The 16046-nt window shown below is 66.9% G+C and carries 16 protein-coding genes and 2 tRNA genes; 8 read left to right on the top strand and 10 right to left on the bottom strand.

Going from position 1 to position 16046, the window contains the following annotated elements:
• The first annotated feature begins 88 nt into the window (after positions 1-88).
• Positions 89-211 (top strand): hypothetical protein, encoded by a 123-nt coding sequence (locus ACTIEW_RS11860; RefSeq protein ID WP_284223410.1) that lies wholly within the window; start codon positions 89-91, stop codon positions 209-211.
• Positions 212-233: 22 nt separating this feature from the next.
• On the opposite strand, the gene ACTIEW_RS11855 is transcribed toward ACTIEW_RS11860, so the two are convergent.
• The 4 genes from ACTIEW_RS11855 to ACTIEW_RS11840 form a co-directional block, all read right to left on the bottom strand.
• Positions 234-668, bottom strand: coding sequence for a hypothetical protein (locus ACTIEW_RS11855; protein ID WP_439478110.1), 435 nt, complete (start codon positions 666-668; stop codon positions 234-236).
• A 17-nt stretch (positions 669-685) separates the two neighbouring features.
• A complete protein-coding gene (locus ACTIEW_RS11850) occupies positions 686-1033 on the bottom strand; it encodes a hypothetical protein (RefSeq protein ID WP_439478109.1) in 348 nt (115 codons plus the stop codon).
• Positions 1034-1064: 31 nt separating this feature from the next.
• Positions 1065-1697 (bottom strand): LuxR C-terminal-related transcriptional regulator, encoded by a 633-nt coding sequence (locus ACTIEW_RS11845; RefSeq protein ID WP_439478108.1) that lies wholly within the window; start codon positions 1695-1697, stop codon positions 1065-1067.
• 127 nt (positions 1698-1824) lie between these two features.
• Positions 1825-1898 (bottom strand) — tRNA-Cys (locus ACTIEW_RS11840).
• Between the two features lie 139 nt (positions 1899-2037).
• On the opposite strand from ACTIEW_RS11840, the gene ACTIEW_RS11835 reads away from it, so the two are divergent.
• From ACTIEW_RS11835 to ACTIEW_RS11815, 5 genes are all read left to right on the top strand, one after another.
• Positions 2038-2667 (top strand): protein-L-isoaspartate O-methyltransferase family protein, encoded by a 630-nt coding sequence (locus ACTIEW_RS11835; RefSeq protein ID WP_439478107.1) that lies wholly within the window; start codon positions 2038-2040, stop codon positions 2665-2667.
• Positions 2668-2796: 129 nt separating this feature from the next.
• Positions 2797-4302, top strand: coding sequence for a TolC family outer membrane protein (locus tag ACTIEW_RS11830; RefSeq protein ID WP_439478106.1), 1506 nt, complete (start codon positions 2797-2799; stop codon positions 4300-4302).
• 175 nt (positions 4303-4477) lie between these two features.
• On the top strand, positions 4478-5119 hold the full coding sequence (locus ACTIEW_RS11825; protein ID WP_439478105.1) for a DUF2497 domain-containing protein: 642 nt from the start codon (positions 4478-4480) through the stop codon (positions 5117-5119).
• 87 nt (positions 5120-5206) lie between these two features.
• Positions 5207-7942, top strand: coding sequence for a valine--tRNA ligase (locus tag ACTIEW_RS11820; RefSeq protein WP_439478104.1), 2736 nt, complete (start codon positions 5207-5209; stop codon positions 7940-7942).
• Between the two features lie 136 nt (positions 7943-8078).
• Complete coding sequence (locus ACTIEW_RS11815; RefSeq protein ID WP_439478103.1) at positions 8079-8810, top strand: TlyA family RNA methyltransferase; 732 nt, start codon at positions 8079-8081, stop codon at positions 8808-8810.
• Between the two features lie 85 nt (positions 8811-8895).
• Here the strand turns inward: ACTIEW_RS11815 and ACTIEW_RS11810 are convergent, their stop codons facing one another.
• From ACTIEW_RS11810 to ACTIEW_RS11800, 3 genes are all read right to left on the bottom strand, one after another.
• A complete protein-coding gene (locus ACTIEW_RS11810; protein ID WP_439478102.1) occupies positions 8896-9351 on the bottom strand; it encodes a DDE-type integrase/transposase/recombinase in 456 nt (151 codons plus the stop codon).
• A gap of 68 nt (positions 9352-9419) precedes the next feature.
• Positions 9420-10136, bottom strand: a complete 717-nt coding sequence (locus ACTIEW_RS11805; protein ID WP_439478101.1) for an IS6 family transposase — start codon at positions 10134-10136, stop codon at positions 9420-9422.
• 263 nt (positions 10137-10399) lie between these two features.
• Complete coding sequence (locus ACTIEW_RS11800) at positions 10400-11086, bottom strand: glycine zipper 2TM domain-containing protein (protein WP_439478100.1); 687 nt, start codon at positions 11084-11086, stop codon at positions 10400-10402.
• A gap of 151 nt (positions 11087-11237) precedes the next feature.
• Here ACTIEW_RS11800 and ACTIEW_RS11795 point away from each other — a divergent pair, with 151 nt between their 5' ends.
• Positions 11238-12482 (top strand): class I SAM-dependent RNA methyltransferase, encoded by a 1245-nt coding sequence (locus ACTIEW_RS11795; protein WP_439478099.1) that lies wholly within the window; start codon positions 11238-11240, stop codon positions 12480-12482.
• Positions 12483-12484: 2 nt separating this feature from the next.
• On the top strand, positions 12485-12883 hold the full coding sequence (locus ACTIEW_RS11790) for a hypothetical protein (RefSeq protein WP_439478098.1): 399 nt from the start codon (positions 12485-12487) through the stop codon (positions 12881-12883).
• Here the strand turns inward: ACTIEW_RS11790 and ACTIEW_RS11785 are convergent.
• The 3 genes from ACTIEW_RS11785 to ACTIEW_RS11775 all read right to left on the bottom strand — a co-directional run bounded on the left by ACTIEW_RS11785 (position 12880) and on the right by ACTIEW_RS11775 (position 15922).
• Positions 12880-13947 (bottom strand): PA0069 family radical SAM protein, encoded by a 1068-nt coding sequence (locus ACTIEW_RS11785; protein WP_439478097.1) that lies wholly within the window; start codon positions 13945-13947, stop codon positions 12880-12882. The two genes, ACTIEW_RS11790 and ACTIEW_RS11785, sit on opposite strands and share 4 nt — an antisense overlap.
• Before the next feature lie 127 nt (positions 13948-14074).
• A tRNA-Leu gene (locus ACTIEW_RS11780) sits at positions 14075-14159 on the bottom strand.
• A gap of 98 nt (positions 14160-14257) precedes the next feature.
• Positions 14258-15922: an amino acid permease gene (locus ACTIEW_RS11775; protein WP_439478096.1), complete on the bottom strand. Its 1665-nt coding sequence runs from the start codon at positions 15920-15922 to the stop codon at positions 14258-14260.
• Positions 15923-16046: the final 124 nt, after the last annotated feature.

Here is a 16046-nt window from a genome sequence, read left to right as displayed (position 1 = left end):
TCGATCACCAAATCGCGATTAACGCTTTGTACACCTTGATGAACCGGCAAAGCTGTGTCGCTGTGGCGGCGTCCGGGGGAGTTCAATCATGTTTGGTGGCGTATTCGTCTTCATTCTCCGCAATGCGCGTATCGCGCTGGCGGTCGGCATCGTCGCAGCGGGCGTCAGCGCCGCCAGCATCATCGGCTGGATCACCGCGCCGGTCGCCTGACCGCCGTCCAGGACCGTTCCGCTCAGTCCATACTCCCGGCGTCCCGTACGACCGTCGGCGAGGCGTTGCGCGCCCGCCAGAGGACGCCGGCGATCAGCGACAGCAGGACCGCGTCGCCCCAGACGTAGTAGGCCGTGACATAGGCCCACTGCTCCAGTTCGTGGAGGCGGACGAAGGCCAGATGGTTGGCCATCAGCAGGAACTGGAACGCGGTCGCCCAGACCGTCCACCGGCGTTTCGAGTACAGGGCGAGATACAGCAGGAACAACATGGTGGCGCCGTCGAGCCCGATCGCGACCCACGGCGGCTCTGTGCGGTTGAAAGGCGCGAGGGCCGTCCCGATCCAGGTCAGGACCAGAACGGCCGCCGTCGCGCGTTCCCACCATCCGCCGCGCCAGAGGGCCAGGGCGGAAGACAGGATCAACAGGCCGAGAGAAACCGCATAGATCGGCGACATCCCCTGGCATCGCCAAATCAGGAAACGAGCGCAAGCCCCGTGGGACGAGGATAGGGTTCGCCGTCCTTCTCCAGACCGCCCATCTGAACCCCCCGGAAGGAGGTGTTCCGCTTCACGTCGGCCAAGGCTTCGTGAAGCACGACCATCGCGCGCTGCGCTCCGATCTGCGCCGTGACCGCATCGGCCAGGGCGTCGAACGCCGCCTGGCCCACGGTGGCCGAAAGGCCGGACTCGCGGCGGCTTCGGGTCAGGGACTGGGCCAGTCGGCCGAGCTGGTTGACGGCTTCATCCTGGCTGGCTTCGGCCTGAAACAGGTCCGTCGCCAGGCGCGCGACAACGGTCGCCGCATGTTCGCTGCGTTTCATTCGCTCACCTATTCTCAAGAAGCGACGCGGATCAGTCGCCGTACCGGATGCCTTGCAGAACGAAGGCGAACCGCTCCGCGCCAATGACGCTCGTCAGCACCAGAGCGGCTACGGCCGCAATGGTGAAGACAAACAGGACGCGTCCGAGGACCTCATGTCCGATTCCGAAGGCTGGAAGCCGGAATCCAGCAGGGCTGCCCCGATGTGCAGGATCTCCCTGAAGGTGGTTTCCGGAGCGAGGAAGGCCGCCTGCTTGCGCGTTCCGCCGACCAGATGATTCACCATCATCTGTTTCACCGGCGTATCGGCCAGTGAGAGAAGCACTGTCTGAAGCTCCGCCCAGCTGATGCTCGGCACCTGTCCTTCGGTATTGGGCATTGATGTCCCCTTTCGCCGGGACAGAAGAGGCCGTGGCGGCGCCGGCGGCGATTGGGACCGGTTCGGATACCGAGTCATTCGGAACGGTCTGTTCAGCCAGAAGGAGGAGGGCGGCGTCGACCCGCCCGGAGGCGTTCAGCTTGCGCGCGGCGTTTTCGCAGTGGCGATCGACCGTCGAAGGCTTGATGCCAAGACGCCGGGCGATCTGCTTGGAGTTCATGTGCGCGTGGACGAGGCGAAGGCATTCGCGCTCGCGGTAGGTCAGTCGATCAGTACGGCTCGGCATGCATCGCCCCCCGGCTCCCGGCGTACCTTAACCATGGAAGGAGGCTGACCGAAACGGGCATTGCGCCGCAACTGCCGCAATCAACGCTTGTCAGCGGTGATCGGAGCGGGGGAGATCGAAATCGCGATGGAGGCCTGACCGAGAATCGAACTCGGGTACACGGATTTGCAATCCGGCGCGTAACCACTCCGCCATCAGGCCCTTGGACCGTTGAAAACGACCACGCCATCGCGAGGGGCGTTCGCTATCAGATCGGATTGTCCCCCGCAACGCACAGACCTATAAGCGCGCCAGATTTCCGGCATCACGCCGGTCGCCCCAGCCGCAGGATCGTTCCTCCATGGATTTCGCCGCCGCCCGCAAGGTCATGGTCGACAGCCAGGTCCGCGTGAACGATGTGACTGACCGCGCCCTGCAGGCCGCCCTTCTGGCTGTGCCGCGCGAGCGGTTCCTGCCGTCTGAACGGGCGTATTCCGCCTATGCCGAGATCGAGCCCGAGATTGCGGGCGGGCGCAGGCTGATGCTGGCGCGCGATCTGTCGAAACTGCTGATGGCCCTGGATGCGCGGCCGGGCGAGACGGCACTGGCCCTGGCGGCGCCCTATGCCGCCGCGGTGCTGGCGCGGCTTGGCCTGCAGGTGACCGCCCAGGAATCGGACGACGCCGTGTTCGAGGTTGTCGGCGCGGTGCTGGCGGAAGAGGGGGTCCGTACGGTGACGGCGCCGCTCAACGCGCCGGCGGATGGCGGCTATGACGTCATCGTCTGCGAAGGCGCGGTTCCTGGAAGGCCGGAGGCCTGGCTGAAGGTGCTGAACGTCGGGGGGCGGATGGCGGTCGTCGAACGGACCGGTCCGGTGGGCAAGGCCGTGCTGTATGTGCGGGGCGAGCAGGGGATGTCCCGCCGCGAACTGTTCAACGCCGCACCGCCGATGCTGGCGGAACTCTCGCTCATCCCTATCTTCGCACTGTAGGATCGCTGACCTCGACGGACTTTCCCGGCGGGCGCGTGAAAAAAACTTAACTGGCGTGGGCGCAAACCGTCCCGCATCAGACCTATGAGATACGAAGGGCGCGCTTCCCCGCGCCAGGCAGGAACAGACATGCTGAAACGTACGCGCGCGCTCGCCTCGGTCGCCGTCATCGCCGTGATCACCGGCATGAGCGCCCCGGCGTGGGCTGAAACGCTGAAGGAAGCACTGGCCCTCGCCTATCAGACCAATCCTTCGCTGCTGGCCCAGCGGGCCAACCAGCGGGCGCTGGATGAGTCCATTGTCCAGGCGCGGGCCGGCCTGCGGCCGTCGTTGGATGTCAGCGTCAGCGCCAACTATAGCCGCACGGACTCGCCCGTCACGGGTACACCGCCTTTCACCTCGGGCGGCGTGGTGGAGAGCGACAGCGGCGGGGTCAGCATCGGCCTGTCCCAGACCCTGTGGTCCGGCGGACGCATCGGTCACGGCGTCTCGGCGGCGGAAGCCAATATTCTCGCCGGACGCGAGGATCTGCGCGACATCGAACAGACCGTTCTCACCTCGGTGATCCAGGCCTATGCCGATGTCATCCGCGACGGTGAAATACTGGCCATCCGTCAGTCCAATCTCAGCGTGCTGCAACGCCAGCTGGAAGAAGCCTCGGCCCGGTTCGAGGTCGGCGAGATCACACGTACGGACGTGGCCCAGTCCGAATCCCGACTGGCCCAGAATGAGGCCGACCTGGCCAACGCCCGGGCCCAGCTGTCGGTGTCGCGTGCGGCCTATGCCGCCGTCGTCGGCCAGTCGCCGGCCGATCTCGAGCCGATGCCGGTGTTGCCGGGGATTCCGACCGACTTCGACAACGCCCTGGATGTCGCCCTTGCTGACAATCCGGCCATCCGCTCGGCCACTTACCGCCAGCGCGCGGCTGAGGCCAATGTGGCGGCGGCCAAGGCGGAATACATGCCGTCCGCGCGTCTGACGGCCTCCTACGGCGGCTCGACCGACGATCTGGACCGCTTGGGCGACATCGCCGACGACACCCGTTTCCAGGCCGGCGCCACGATCTCGGTGCCGCTCTTCACCGGGGGACTGAACAGCTCCCGCGTCGCCCAGGCGCTGGAGCGCGCCAACATCGCCCAGATCAATGTCGAGGGTGAGCGCCGCAACACGCTGCAAGCGGTCAGCTCGGCCTATGCCCAGGCGATCTCGTCCCGCGCCACGCTCCAGGCCGGCGAAGAAGCCGTCCGCGCGGCGACCGTGGCGGCCGAAGGCGTGAGGCAGGAGGCCCAGGTCGGACTGCGCACGACCCTGGACGTGCTGAACCAGGAGTTGGAGCTGCGCAACGCCCAGGTCACCTTGGCCAGCGCCCGCCGCAACGAATACGTCGCCCAGGCCAATCTGCTGGCCGCCATGGGCAGGCTGGAAGGTCAGGATCTGGACGTCGCCATGACCATCTATGATCCGGTCGCCAACTATAACCGGGTGCGCAACCGCGGCGGCTTGCCGTGGGACGGGATCGTGGAGGCTATCGACCGCATCGCTTCACCGGGCATCGTGCCCGCCAATGACGCCGGGGACGCGCCGATCGACGCCCAGCTGAAATCCGAGGTCGTCCAGACGGCTCCCCGCGACTGATGGTCCTCAGGTCGCCTGTCGCGCGACTGCAGGGCGGGTCGGTTAACCTGTGACGCGAAAAACGCCCGTTGATTCCAGCGGGCTGAGATGCGACGACATGGTGTGGGAGGGGTCTCCTCTTCCTTGCCGCAATTGGACTTGATCGTGCGTTCGCCGCGCGCCCCGGGGTTTCGACATGACCGACCAGACCGCCCAGGAACCGACGATGGAGGAAATCCTGGCGTCGATCCGCCGGATCATTTCCGAAGACGACGCTCCGGCTGAGACCGCGCCGGCCGCCGCTGCATCGGCCGAGGCTGCGCCCGCACAGGAAGCCGCGCCGGAGCCTGAGCCCGAACCGGTCGTCTCGTCCGCCCTGATGGACGAGACCCCGTCGATGGAAGAGCCGCATGCCTCCGAAGAGGACGTGCTGGAACTGACCGACGCCTATGAGGCCCCGGCCGCCGAGACCATCGGCGACCTCGATATCTCGGAGTCGGAGCCGTTCCCGAGCGCGTCGGTCGCCGAGTCGGTCTTCGTCGATGAGCCGATCGAGGTCCATGCGCCCGAACCCTCGTCCGCCCCGGCTCCGGCCTATGACAACCTGGTCGGCGACAGCGCCGCGGCCAGCGCCGCCTCGGCCTTCGCCGGTTTCGCCTCCACCATCCGGAAGCCTGAACCCATGGAAGCTTCGACCGGCTCCGGCCCGACCGTCGACGAACTGGCCCGCGCCCTGCTGCGGCCGATGCTGCGGGAATGGCTGGACGCCAACCTGCCGGCCATCGTCGAGGCCCAGGTACGCAAGGAAGTCGAACGCATCGCCCGCAACGCCGGCTGACTTCACCCGCAACCCGATCAAGGCTAGATCATTCCGGGGCGGCTCCAGTCGGGGCCGCCCTTATCTTTTGTCTGAAGACCCTTCCCCATGCTCGACAAGACCTTCGACCCGACCGCCGCCGAACCGCGCCTCTATGCGATGTGGGAGGACAGCGGTCTGTTCGCGCCGCGCGACGCCCGCGCCACTGACGGCGCCGCGGACGCCTATTCGATCGTCATCCCGCCGCCGAACGTAACCGGCTCGCTGCACATCGGTCATGCACTGAACAACACCCTGCAGGACATCCTCGCCCGCTATCATCGGATGCGCGGCAAGGCCGTGTTGTGGCTGCCCGGCACGGACCACGCCGGCATCGCCACCCAGATGGTGGTCGAGCGCCAACTGGCCGCCGCCGGCAACATCAGCCGCCGCGACATGGGCCGCGACGCCTTCGTGGCCAAGGTCTGGGAGTGGAAGGCCGAGTCGGGCGGGACCATCGTCCAGCAACTGCGCCGGCTGGGCGCGTCCTGCGACTGGAGCCGCGAGCGCTTCACCCTGGACGAGGGGCTGAACGCGGCCGTGCGCAAGGTCTTCGTCCAGCTGCACAAGGACGGGCTGATCTATCGCGACAAGCGGCTGGTCAACTGGGACCCACATTTCCAGACCGCGATCTCGGACCTCGAGGTCGAGCAGAGGGAGATGGACGGGTCGTACTGGCATTTCGCCTATCCGCTGGCCGACGGCGTGACCTATCAGCACCCGGTCGCCTACGACGGCGACGGACAGCCGACGGAATACGAGACCCGCGACTACATCGTCGTGGCCACGACGCGGCCCGAGACCATGCTGGGCGATACCGGCGTGGCGGTGCATTCGGACGACGCGCGCTATGCGGGGTTGGTCGGCAAGTTCGTGACCCTTCCGATCGTCGGCCGCCGCATCCCGATCGTGGCCGACGACTACGCCGATCCGACCAAGGGGTCGGGCGCGGTGAAGATCACGCCAGCGCACGACTTCAACGACTTCCAGGTCGGCAAGCGGGCCGGACTGGCGGCGCTGAACATCATGGACGCCTTCGGTCGAATCACCGCCGCCGAGACGCCCGACGTCCCCGTCGAATACGAAGGCATGGACCGCTTCGCTGTGCGCAAGGCCATCGTCGCCCGCGCCGAGGCCGGGGGCTGGCTCAAGGACATCGAGAAAACCCGGCATGTCATCCCGCACGGCGACCGCTCGGGCGTAGTGATCGAGCCGTGGCTGACGGACCAGTGGTACGTCGACGCCCATACGATGGCCCAGCCGGCGATCAAGGCGGTGGAGAAGGGGGATACGGTCTTCGAGCCGAAGAGCTACGAGAAGATCTATTTCGAATGGCTGCGCAACATCGAGCCCTGGTGCATCTCGCGCCAGCTCTGGTGGGGCCACCGCATTCCGGCCTGGTATGACGCGGACGGAAATATCTACGTCGCGGAGAGCGAGGCCGAAGCCATTGCGCAGGCCGGTGGCAAGCCGCTGACGCAGGACGAGGACGTGCTGGACACCTGGTTCAGCTCGGCCCTGTGGCCGTTCTCGACCATGGGCTGGCCGGAGAAGACTGCCGACCTGAAACGCTTCTATCCGACCAGCGATCTGGTGACGGCCGCGGACATCATCTTCTTCTGGGTCGCCCGGATGATGATGATGGGACTTCACTTCATGGATGAAGTTCCGTTCAAGCGGGTCATCATCAACGGCCTGGTCCGGGACGAGAAGGGCCAGAAGATGAGCAAGTCGAAGGGGAACGTCATCGACCCCCTCGGCATCATCGACGAACTGGGAGCCGACCCGCTGCGCTTCACCATGGCCATTCTGTCTGGCACGCGTGACATCAAGTTGTCGAGACAACGCATTGAAGGTTATCGTAACTTCGGCACCAAACTGTGGAACGCGGCGCGCTTCTCGCAGATGAATGAAGCGAAGCGGGTCGAGGGCTTTGATCCCGCGACCGTCGACCAGACCATCAACCGCTGGATCCGCGGCGAGCTGACCAGGGCCGAGCGCGCGGTCAGCGGGGCCATCGAGGGCGGACGTTTCGACGACGCGGCCTCGGCTCTCTACCGCTTCGTCTGGAACGTCTTCTGTGACTGGTATCTGGAGCTGGCCAAGCCGGTGTTCATGGGCGGCGATGAGGCCGCCAAGGCCGAGACCCGGGCCATGACCGCCTGGACGCTCGACCAGACCCTGAAGCTGATGCACCCGATCATGCCCTTCATCACCGAGGAGCTGTGGGACAAGCTGGCCGGCGAAGGCGCGGCGCGGAGCGAGGCGACCCTGATCGGGGCGGCGTGGCCAGACCTGCCGGACGCCTTCATCGACGCCGCCGCGGAAGTCGAGATCGGCTTCCTGATCGAGACCGTCACCACGATCCGTCAGCTGAGGGCTGAGGTGAACCTCGCGCCGGGCGTGCGTCCGCCGCTGATGCTCCACGCGGGAGACGCCGGCGAGTTCGCCGTGATCAGTGGAAACCGCGACCTGATCGCCTCGCTGGCGAGGGTCGAGCTGTCGATCGCGCTCGACGCCGGTCAGTTGCCGGGCAAGGCCGTCCGCTTCGTAGTCGGGGCGACGACGGGGGCGCTGGACCTCGCCGGACTGATCGACGTGGCCGCTGAACGCGCCCGCCTGACCAGGGAGATCGCGGTCTTCGACAGCGACATCGGCCACGTGAACAAGAAGCTGGGCAATCCGAACTTCGTCGATCGCGCCGCTCCCGAGGTGGTCGGCGAACAGCGCGAGAAGCTGGCCGAGGCCGAGGCCGGCAAGGCCAGGCTGCAGGCGGCGCTGGCGCGGCTGGACGCGGTGGGGTGATTTCCACCACCGCTCATCCCGGCGAATGCCGGGACCCGGATCAACGAGCGGATACGCCTGCGCGACGGGACCTGCGTCAATCTCTGATCACCAAGTCTCGGCATCTGGGTCCCGGCATTCGCCGGGATGAGCGGAAATGAAAACACGATTGGACCAGCTGCTGGTCGCGCGCGGACTGGCCGAAAGCCGGGCGCGGGCGAAGGCGGCGATCGAGGCGGGCGGCGTGACGGTGAACGGCGCGCCCGCGAAGGCGGCGTCGCAGGCCGTGGCCGGAGATGCGGTCGTGATCTATGCCGACGCCCATCGCTGGGTCGGACGTGGGGCGTTGAAGCTGGATCACGCCCTGACGCTGTGGCCGGTCGCGGTCGAGGGACGTGTCGTGCTCGATGTCGGCGCCTCGACGGGCGGTTTCACCGAGGTCTGTCTGTCACGCGGCGCGGCGCGGGTGTTTGCGGTGGATGTCGGCTCGGGCCAGTTGCACGCCCGCGTGGCGGCGGATCCGCGTGTGATCAATCTGGAGCAGACCGACGCGCGTGATCTGACGCCGGCGCTGATCCCGGAGGCGCCGCAGCTGATCGTCTGCGACGCCAGCTTCATCGGCCTGGCCAAGGTGCTGCCTGTGGCCCTGTCGCTGGCTGCGCCGAACGGGGATCTGGTCACCCTGGTCAAGCCGCAGTTCGAGGCGGCGGGGCCCGGCGGGACGAAGAAGGGCGTGGTCAGGGACGCCGCCGCGCAACAGGCGGCGCTGACCTCGGCGTCCGACTGGCTGGAAGCCGAGGGTTGGGCGGTGCAGGCGACGACTGAAAGCCCGATCACCGGCGCCGAAGGCAATGTCGAGTTTCTGCTCTGGGCGCGCCGGAAGGGGTGAGACCGGCCCGGTCATATCGACGCATTCGCCCGGCTCGCGCTTGAACCGCCGTGGGTGCTGTCAGTCCAACGACAACTTGTCTCCACTAACCGCAGCTGGGGCAGGGGACGCAGGGCCTATCCGGCGAGCGTCTTCCACTCAGCCAGGGCGGCTGAGCGTTGGGCTTTGTATGTCTCCCTGCTGATGAGGTGGCGGTCCTGATTGAAGTGGTTGTGGAAGGCGGCATGGACGGAGCTGAACTTCTGCAGCGTCTCATCTGCCGGAAGCGGAGCATGGCCCTTTCTCGTCGTCGGAAGGGCAGATGTGAGTTCTCCACCCTGTTGTTGGCCCACCTGCCAACCTCCTGCTTCTCCGCGTTGCCGAGCTCTTTCATGGCGGCCTTGTAGGAGCGCAGACCATCAGTGGTGATGGCCTTGGCGCGGCCGTGCCGCTTCATGAGTTTCTTCATGAACTTCAGAGCGGCCGGCTTGTCCCTGGTCTTGCCGGCAAAGGATTCCAGCACCTCGCCCTCGTGATCCACGGCCCGCCAGAGGTAGTGCATTTCGCGGTGCTGTCAGTCCAACGACAACTTGTCTCCACCGGGCGCAGGTAGGGCAGGGGGCGCAGCGCCTATCCGGCGAGCGTCTTCCACTCAGCCAGGGCGGCTGAGCGTTGGGCCTTGTATGTCTCTCTGCTGATGAGGTGGCGGTCCTGGTTGAAGTGGTTGTGGAAGGCGGCGTGGACGGAGCTGAACTTCTGCAGCGTCTTCATCTGGCGGAAGCGGAGCATGGCCCGTTCTCGTCGTCGGAAGGGCAGGTGTGAGTTCTCAGCGCGGTTGTTGGCCCACCTGCCAACCTCCTGCTTTTCAGCGTTGCCGAGCTCCTTCATCGCGGCCTTGTAGGAGCGCAGCCCGTCGGTGGTGATGGCCTTCGCACGGCCATGCCGCTTCATCAGCTTCTTCATGAACTTCAGCGCCGCCGGCTTATCTCTGGTCTTGCTGGCAAAGGATTCCAGCACCTCACCCTCGTGGTCGACGGCCCGCCAGAGGTAGTGCATCTGGCCGTTGATCTTCACGTAGACCTCGTCGAGGTGCCACCGCCAGTGGGTGTACGCACGCATCTTCTGAACGCGCTTCCTGCGGATCTCCGCGGCGAACATCGGGCCGAACCGGTTCCACCAAAGCCGGACCGTCTCGTGGCAGATGTCGATGCCGCGCTCGGCCAGCAGGTCCTCCACGTTCCGCAGCGACAGCGGGAATTTCACGTACATCATGACAACCGTGCGGATCACTTTCGGCGACGAGTCGAACCAGCGGAACGGGTCGTGGGTCTTTTTCGGACGGGCCATTCTGCCCGACTAAACGCTACGCCTTACCGAGCGGTGCATTTGAGCTGACAGAGCCGTTGCGGCCTATGTGCAGTTCACCCACTTCGCCGAGAACGCCGCCCACCTCACCGAGGCGGGCCCCGGCACACAGCATCGCGAGGCGCCGGCGGCGCACTGACCCCGGTCCGGCCAAGGAAAAACCCCCGGTGGATTGCTCCACCGGGGGTCTCCGTCACGCCGCCGATCGACAGGGGGGCTGAAAAATAATCGGCGACGTAATTCTGTCAGCAGGTCTGCTGGTAGCGGGTGACCGTGCGGCCGTATCTGTCGCGGCTCTGGACGGCGACGGGGCGACAGTCGGACTGGTAGCCGTCGTTCGACTGGTACTGGTAGCCGCGGCCATCGCCGTAGCCCCGGTCGTCGTAGCGGTCATCGTAGCGGTCGTCGTACCGGCCGTAGGTCTGGCTGCTGTAGCCGCGGTCCTCGTAGCGAGAGTCGCCGTAGCCGCGGTCGTCGTACTGCACATGGCCGCTGGAGCCGTTGTTGCAGTTGCGAGCCGAGTCGCCGCCGACGGCCGCGCCGAGGGCGCCGCCGATCACGGCGCCGAGCACGCTGCCTTCAGTGCGGCGGCCACGGGCGCCCAGTTGCGAGCCCAAAACGGCGCCGAAGGTCGCGCCGACGGCGGCGCCAGTCCCCTGACGACTGCGGCGGTCGCTACGGCAATATTGATTGCCGGAGCGGTCGTACGACTGGCCGTAGGAACGGTCGTAGCGATAGTCAGGCTGTTGCCCGTAACCATAGCCGGACTGTTGCTGATAGCCGTACGGCTGGCTGCTGTAGCTGCCATAGGGCTGCGCCGCGCCCTGGTAGCTGTAGGCCTGGGCCGAGGCGGCCGCCGGGGTCAGCATCAGGCCGGCCGCGGCGAGGGCGGCCGCGCCTAAGGCGGTCTTGAGGGGCAGACGGGGGAACATTGGCTTGATCCTGGCTGGAGGGCGGGCGCCGGATGTCGACGCCTGTGTCTGTGGCGACGAGGAATAGGCCAGCGAAACTGAACGGGCATTGATCGGGCCGTTCATCTTCGTTCAGGTTTCGCCGGAAGGCGGGAGCCTCTAGAAGCGGCCGATGACGGAGACGCTGACCATCAGCCGCATGGGCGGGCAGGGCGACGGAATCGCCGAGACGCCGGCCGGACCCGTGTTCGCGCCCCTGACCCTGCCGGGCGAGACGGTCCGGGGCGAGGTGCGTGACGGACGGCTGGAGCGCGCCGAGATCCTGAAGGCGAGCGCCGAGCGGATCGCGCCGGTTTCGCCCCACTATGGCGACTGCGGCGGATGCTCGCTGCAACACTGGGCCGCCGGACCCTATCTGGACTGGAAGCGGGAACAGGTGCGGCACGCCCTGGCGCGGGAGCGGATCGAGACCGAGATCGAGGCGACGGTGGCGGCGCCGCCGGGGACGCGGCGGCGGCTGGCCCTGCATGCGCGGCGCGGCGAGGACGGGCGGGTCGTGCTGGGGTTCAAGGCCCGCAAGAGCTGGCGACTGGTCGAGGTGACTGTCTGTCCGGTGGCCGACCCGCGGCTGGTCGCGGCCTTTCCGGCGCTGGCGCGGGTGGCGGAGGCCTTTCTCGAGCATCCGAAATCGGCCCCGACCTTGCATGTGACGGCGACCCTGACCGGGCTGGATGTCGATGTGACGGGAGTGGAGAGGCGCTCGGGCGGCCTGTCGGCCGACGCCCGGATGCGCGCCATCGAGGCGGCGGCCGCGGCGGGGCTCGCCCGGCTGACTCTGGCGGGCGAGACGCTGATGATGGAGCGACAGCCAAGGGTGGCCTTCGGCCCGGCGACCGTGCCCCTGCCGCCCGGAAGCTTTCTGCAGGCCGTGCCCGAAGCGGAGGCGGCGATGGTCGCCCGCGCGGTCGAGGCGGTGCGCGGCGCCAGGAAGATCGCCGACCTGTTTTGTGGCGCGGGCACCTTCACCTTCCCGCTGGCGACGGTCGCGCCTGTGCTGGCGGCGGACGGATCGGCGGCGGGCATCGCAGCGCTGAAGGCGGGCATCGGCTCGGGACCCGGCATGAAGCCGATCACGGCGGAGGCGCGCGACCTGTTCCGCCGGCCGTTGGCTCCCTATGATTTGCGCGGCTGCGACGCCGTGGTGCTGGACCCCCCGCGCGCGGGAGCGCTGGAGCAGACGCGGCAACTGCCCGGGACAAAGGCGGCGGTCGTGGTCGGGGTGTCGTGCAATCCGGTGACCTTCGCCCGCGACGCCCGTGTATTGACCGACGCCGGCTTCCGGCTGGAGCGGGTCACGCCCGTGGACCAGTTCCTGTGGTCGGCGCATGTGGAGCTGGTGGGGGTGTTCCGGCGATGACGATGAACGACAACCTGCCCGATGAGGACGGCGGCGGCTTTGACGCCGAGGACTGGATCCGGTTGAAGCCCTTCGTCGGCGCCGTGGCGACTTTGGACGACGTGCAGGCGCGCCGGGCGGTCTTCGCCCTGGGCGAGACCGACGACCCGCGCCCCATCGCCATGGACCTGCCGCAGCCGGTGATCTGGTGGGATGAAGACGGCGAACAGGCGGCGGTGGCGGTGCAGGCCGAGACCCATCTGGGACCGGACGGCGAGGAGATGGAGGTCCTTGGTCTGATCCTGCCCGACGGCGGCGGGGCGGTGGCGCTGATGGAGGACGTCGATCTGGTCGACGCCACCGATCCGACCTGGCGGGAACTGGTCACGAACGCGATCGATCCGGCGGCAGCGGACGACTAACCGAACAGCTCCAGCTGCGGTCGGGCGTCCGCGGGCACGCGGAACTGCGTCTCGTCCAGCGGAACGCGGGGCCGGTCAAGACCGTAGCGTTTGATCGCGGCCTTGAACCGGGCGGCGATCAGATCGGCCACGGGTCCAGTTCCCTTCATCCGCTGGGACCAGTTCGGGTCGTAGTCGCGGCCCCCGCGGGTCTGGCGGATCAGGGACATGACGCGGGCGGCGCGATCCGGGCGGGCGTCGGCCAGCCATTCGCGGAACAGGTCCTTGATCTCGAGCGGCAGGCGCAGGGTGACATAGAAGGCGGCGGTCGCGCCCGCCTTCGACGCCGCCTCGAGTACCGATTCCAGTTCGTGGTCGTTGAGGCCGGGAATGACGGGGGCGAATCCGACCGCGACCGGACAGCCGGCGTCGGCCAGTCGCGAAATGGCTTCCAGCCGCTTCGCCGGCGTCGAGGCGCGCGGCTCCATGGCGCGGGCCAGACCGCGGTCGAGGGTGGTGATGGACACACAGGCCGAGGCCAGCCCGGCCTTGCCCATCGGCCCCAGGATGTCCGCATCGCGCCCGATCAACACCGATTTGGTGATGATGCTGAACGGGTGCCGGAACCGCTGCATCACCTCGAGGATCGAGCGGGTCGACCCCAGCTCGCGTTCGACCGGCTGATAGGGGTCGGTGTTGCCGCCTATGTGGATGCGTTTGCAGACGTAGCGGGGCTTGCAGAGTTCCTGCTCCAGCAGACGCGCGGCTTCGGGCTTGAAGAAGAGGCGGCTCTCGAAATCCAGGCCCGGGGATAGGCCCATGAAGGCATGGGACGGACGGGCGTAGCAGTAGATACAGCCATGTTCGCAGCCCTTGTAGGGGTTGATGGACCGGTCGAAACCGATGTCCGGACTGGTGTTCTTCGCGATGATAGTCCGGGCGTGCTCCGGCGTCAGGGTCGTGCGCAGGGGCGCGGCCTCGACATCGTCGCCAGTCCAGCCGTCATCGAAGGCCTCGACCGTCTCCGGTTCGAACCGCCCGGTCGCATTCGACCGCGCACCCCGTCCCTTCGCCGCTTGAGCCATTCAGCGACCGTAGCGGGAAAAGAGAACAAAGCAAGAACTTTGGAGTCATCAAAAAAGCCCGCCAATCGGGCGAGCCACCGGGCCTCAAGTCGCGAGCGACCGCGTCGCAAGCCTAGGCCCCAACAAATGGTGCGGATGAGAGGACTCGAACCTCCACGCCTCGCGGCGCCAGAACCTAAATCTGGTGCGTCTACCAGTTCCGCCACATCCGCCAGGTCCGGTGCAGCGTCTAGGTGAGCCACGACCCTACGGCAACGAAAAAGACCCGGGATCGCTCCCGGGCCTTCGTCTTGTGGGACTAATCCGGAGATCAGTCCTTCTGATTGTCCACGCCGGAGCCCATGGCCTCGGCCGGGGACGACATCGTGGTCTCTTCGGTGATGTCGATGCCCTTGGCGAGCTTGGAGTTCCAGAAGCCGTAGATGATGTAGATCACGGCCCCGACCGCGGCATAGGAGCCGAGGATGGTGAGCGGCAGCGGGTTGCCGTCCATGGCGTGCTGGATCATCGGCCAGAAGTTGAAGCTGGCCAGGGCGAGACAGGCGATGATGCCTGCAACGGCCGTGGCGATGCCGCCGGGAACCCGGAACGGACGCTCCATCTCCGGATGCTTGATGCGCAGGAAGATAACGCTCAGGCAGACGATCGAGAAGGCGACGGCGGTGCCCAGGGACACCAGATCGCCGAGCATCGAGATGGGCAGGAAGGACGCCGCGATGGCGATCAGGATGCCCAGCAGGATGGTGCCGATCCAGGGTGTGCGGAACTTCGGATGGATGATCGCGAAGGCGCGCGGCAGCAAGCCGTCACGGGCCATGGTGTAGAAGATGCGTGTCTGGCCGTAGCACAGCACCAGCATGACCGAGGTCAGGCCGGTAATTGCGCCGATCTTGATCAGGAAGCTGATCAGGTTCAGCGGGCTGCCGTCCGGCGTCAGGAACGGCGTGTCGGCCCATTCCAGACCCATGCGGTCGATGGCGACGGCCACCGGCGCGGGGCTGGCCAGCTCGAGATAGGGCACCACGCCCGTCATGACCGCCGCGACAGCCATATAGATGAGGGTGCAGACGATCAGGGCGCCGAGGATGCCAACGGGGACGTCCTTGGACGGGTTCTTGGCTTCGGCCGCCGCGGTCGAGACCGCTTCGAAACCGACGTAGGCGAAGAAGATGATCGAGGCGCCGCGCAGGATGCCGGTCGCCCCGTACTCGCCGAAGCGGCCGGTTGTGTTCTCGGGGATGAAGGGCGTCCAGTTGGCCGGGTTTATGTACTGGATCCCGACCGCGATGAAGGTCAGCAGGACGACGATCTTGATCATCACGATGATGTTGTTGATCGAGGCCGACTCGCTGACGCCCAGAACCAGCAGGCTGCAGACCGCGGCGATGCCGATGGCGGCGACGAGGTTGAACGTGCCTGTGAGCGGGAAGCTGGCGGCGCCTGCTTCGGACATCACCGACTGGATCAAGGGCGTGGCCCAGGAAGGACCCTCGCCGCCGGCGTACTGGATCATCGGGAAGAGGCTGTCGGCCATACCGAAATCGCGCAGGATGGAGACGACATAGCCGGACCAGCCGACCGCGACGGTCGAGGCGGCGACGCCGTATTCGAGCACCAGCAGCCAGCCCATGATCCAGGCGAAGACCTCGCCCAGGGTGCCATAGGCATAGGTGTAGGCCGAGCCGGATACCGGCATGGTCGAGGCCAGTTCGGCGTAGCAGAGGCCGGCGAGACCGCAGGCGATGCCCGCGACCACGAAGCTCAGCATGATGGCCGGGCCCGCGTTGGCCGCGGCGACCTGGCCGGTGAGGACGAAGATGCCGGCGCCGATGATGGCGCCGATGCCGAGACTCATCAGATTGATCGGGCCGAGCGTGCGTTTCAGCTCGCTCTTGGCCGCTTCCTTCTGGATCTGGGCTACGGATTTCTTGAGGAACAGGCGGTTCCCCTTGGGCCTAAGGCCTTCTGCGGACATCGAGTCTCGCCCCCTGATACACGGCGAGTCCTCCCCGGACCGCCTTCAATGGCGCGGACGCTAGCGGCGCGGGGGGCCGCTGGCAACGCGGTTTCCGAACAGTGAAGACGCGGCGACGCTTTCG

Source organism: Brevundimonas sp., assembly GCF_051860745.1.
Lineage (GTDB): Bacteria > Pseudomonadota > Alphaproteobacteria > Caulobacterales > Caulobacteraceae > Brevundimonas.
Note: the sequence above shows the minus strand (reverse complement) of the source record. Positions and strands in the feature narration are given on the sequence as shown.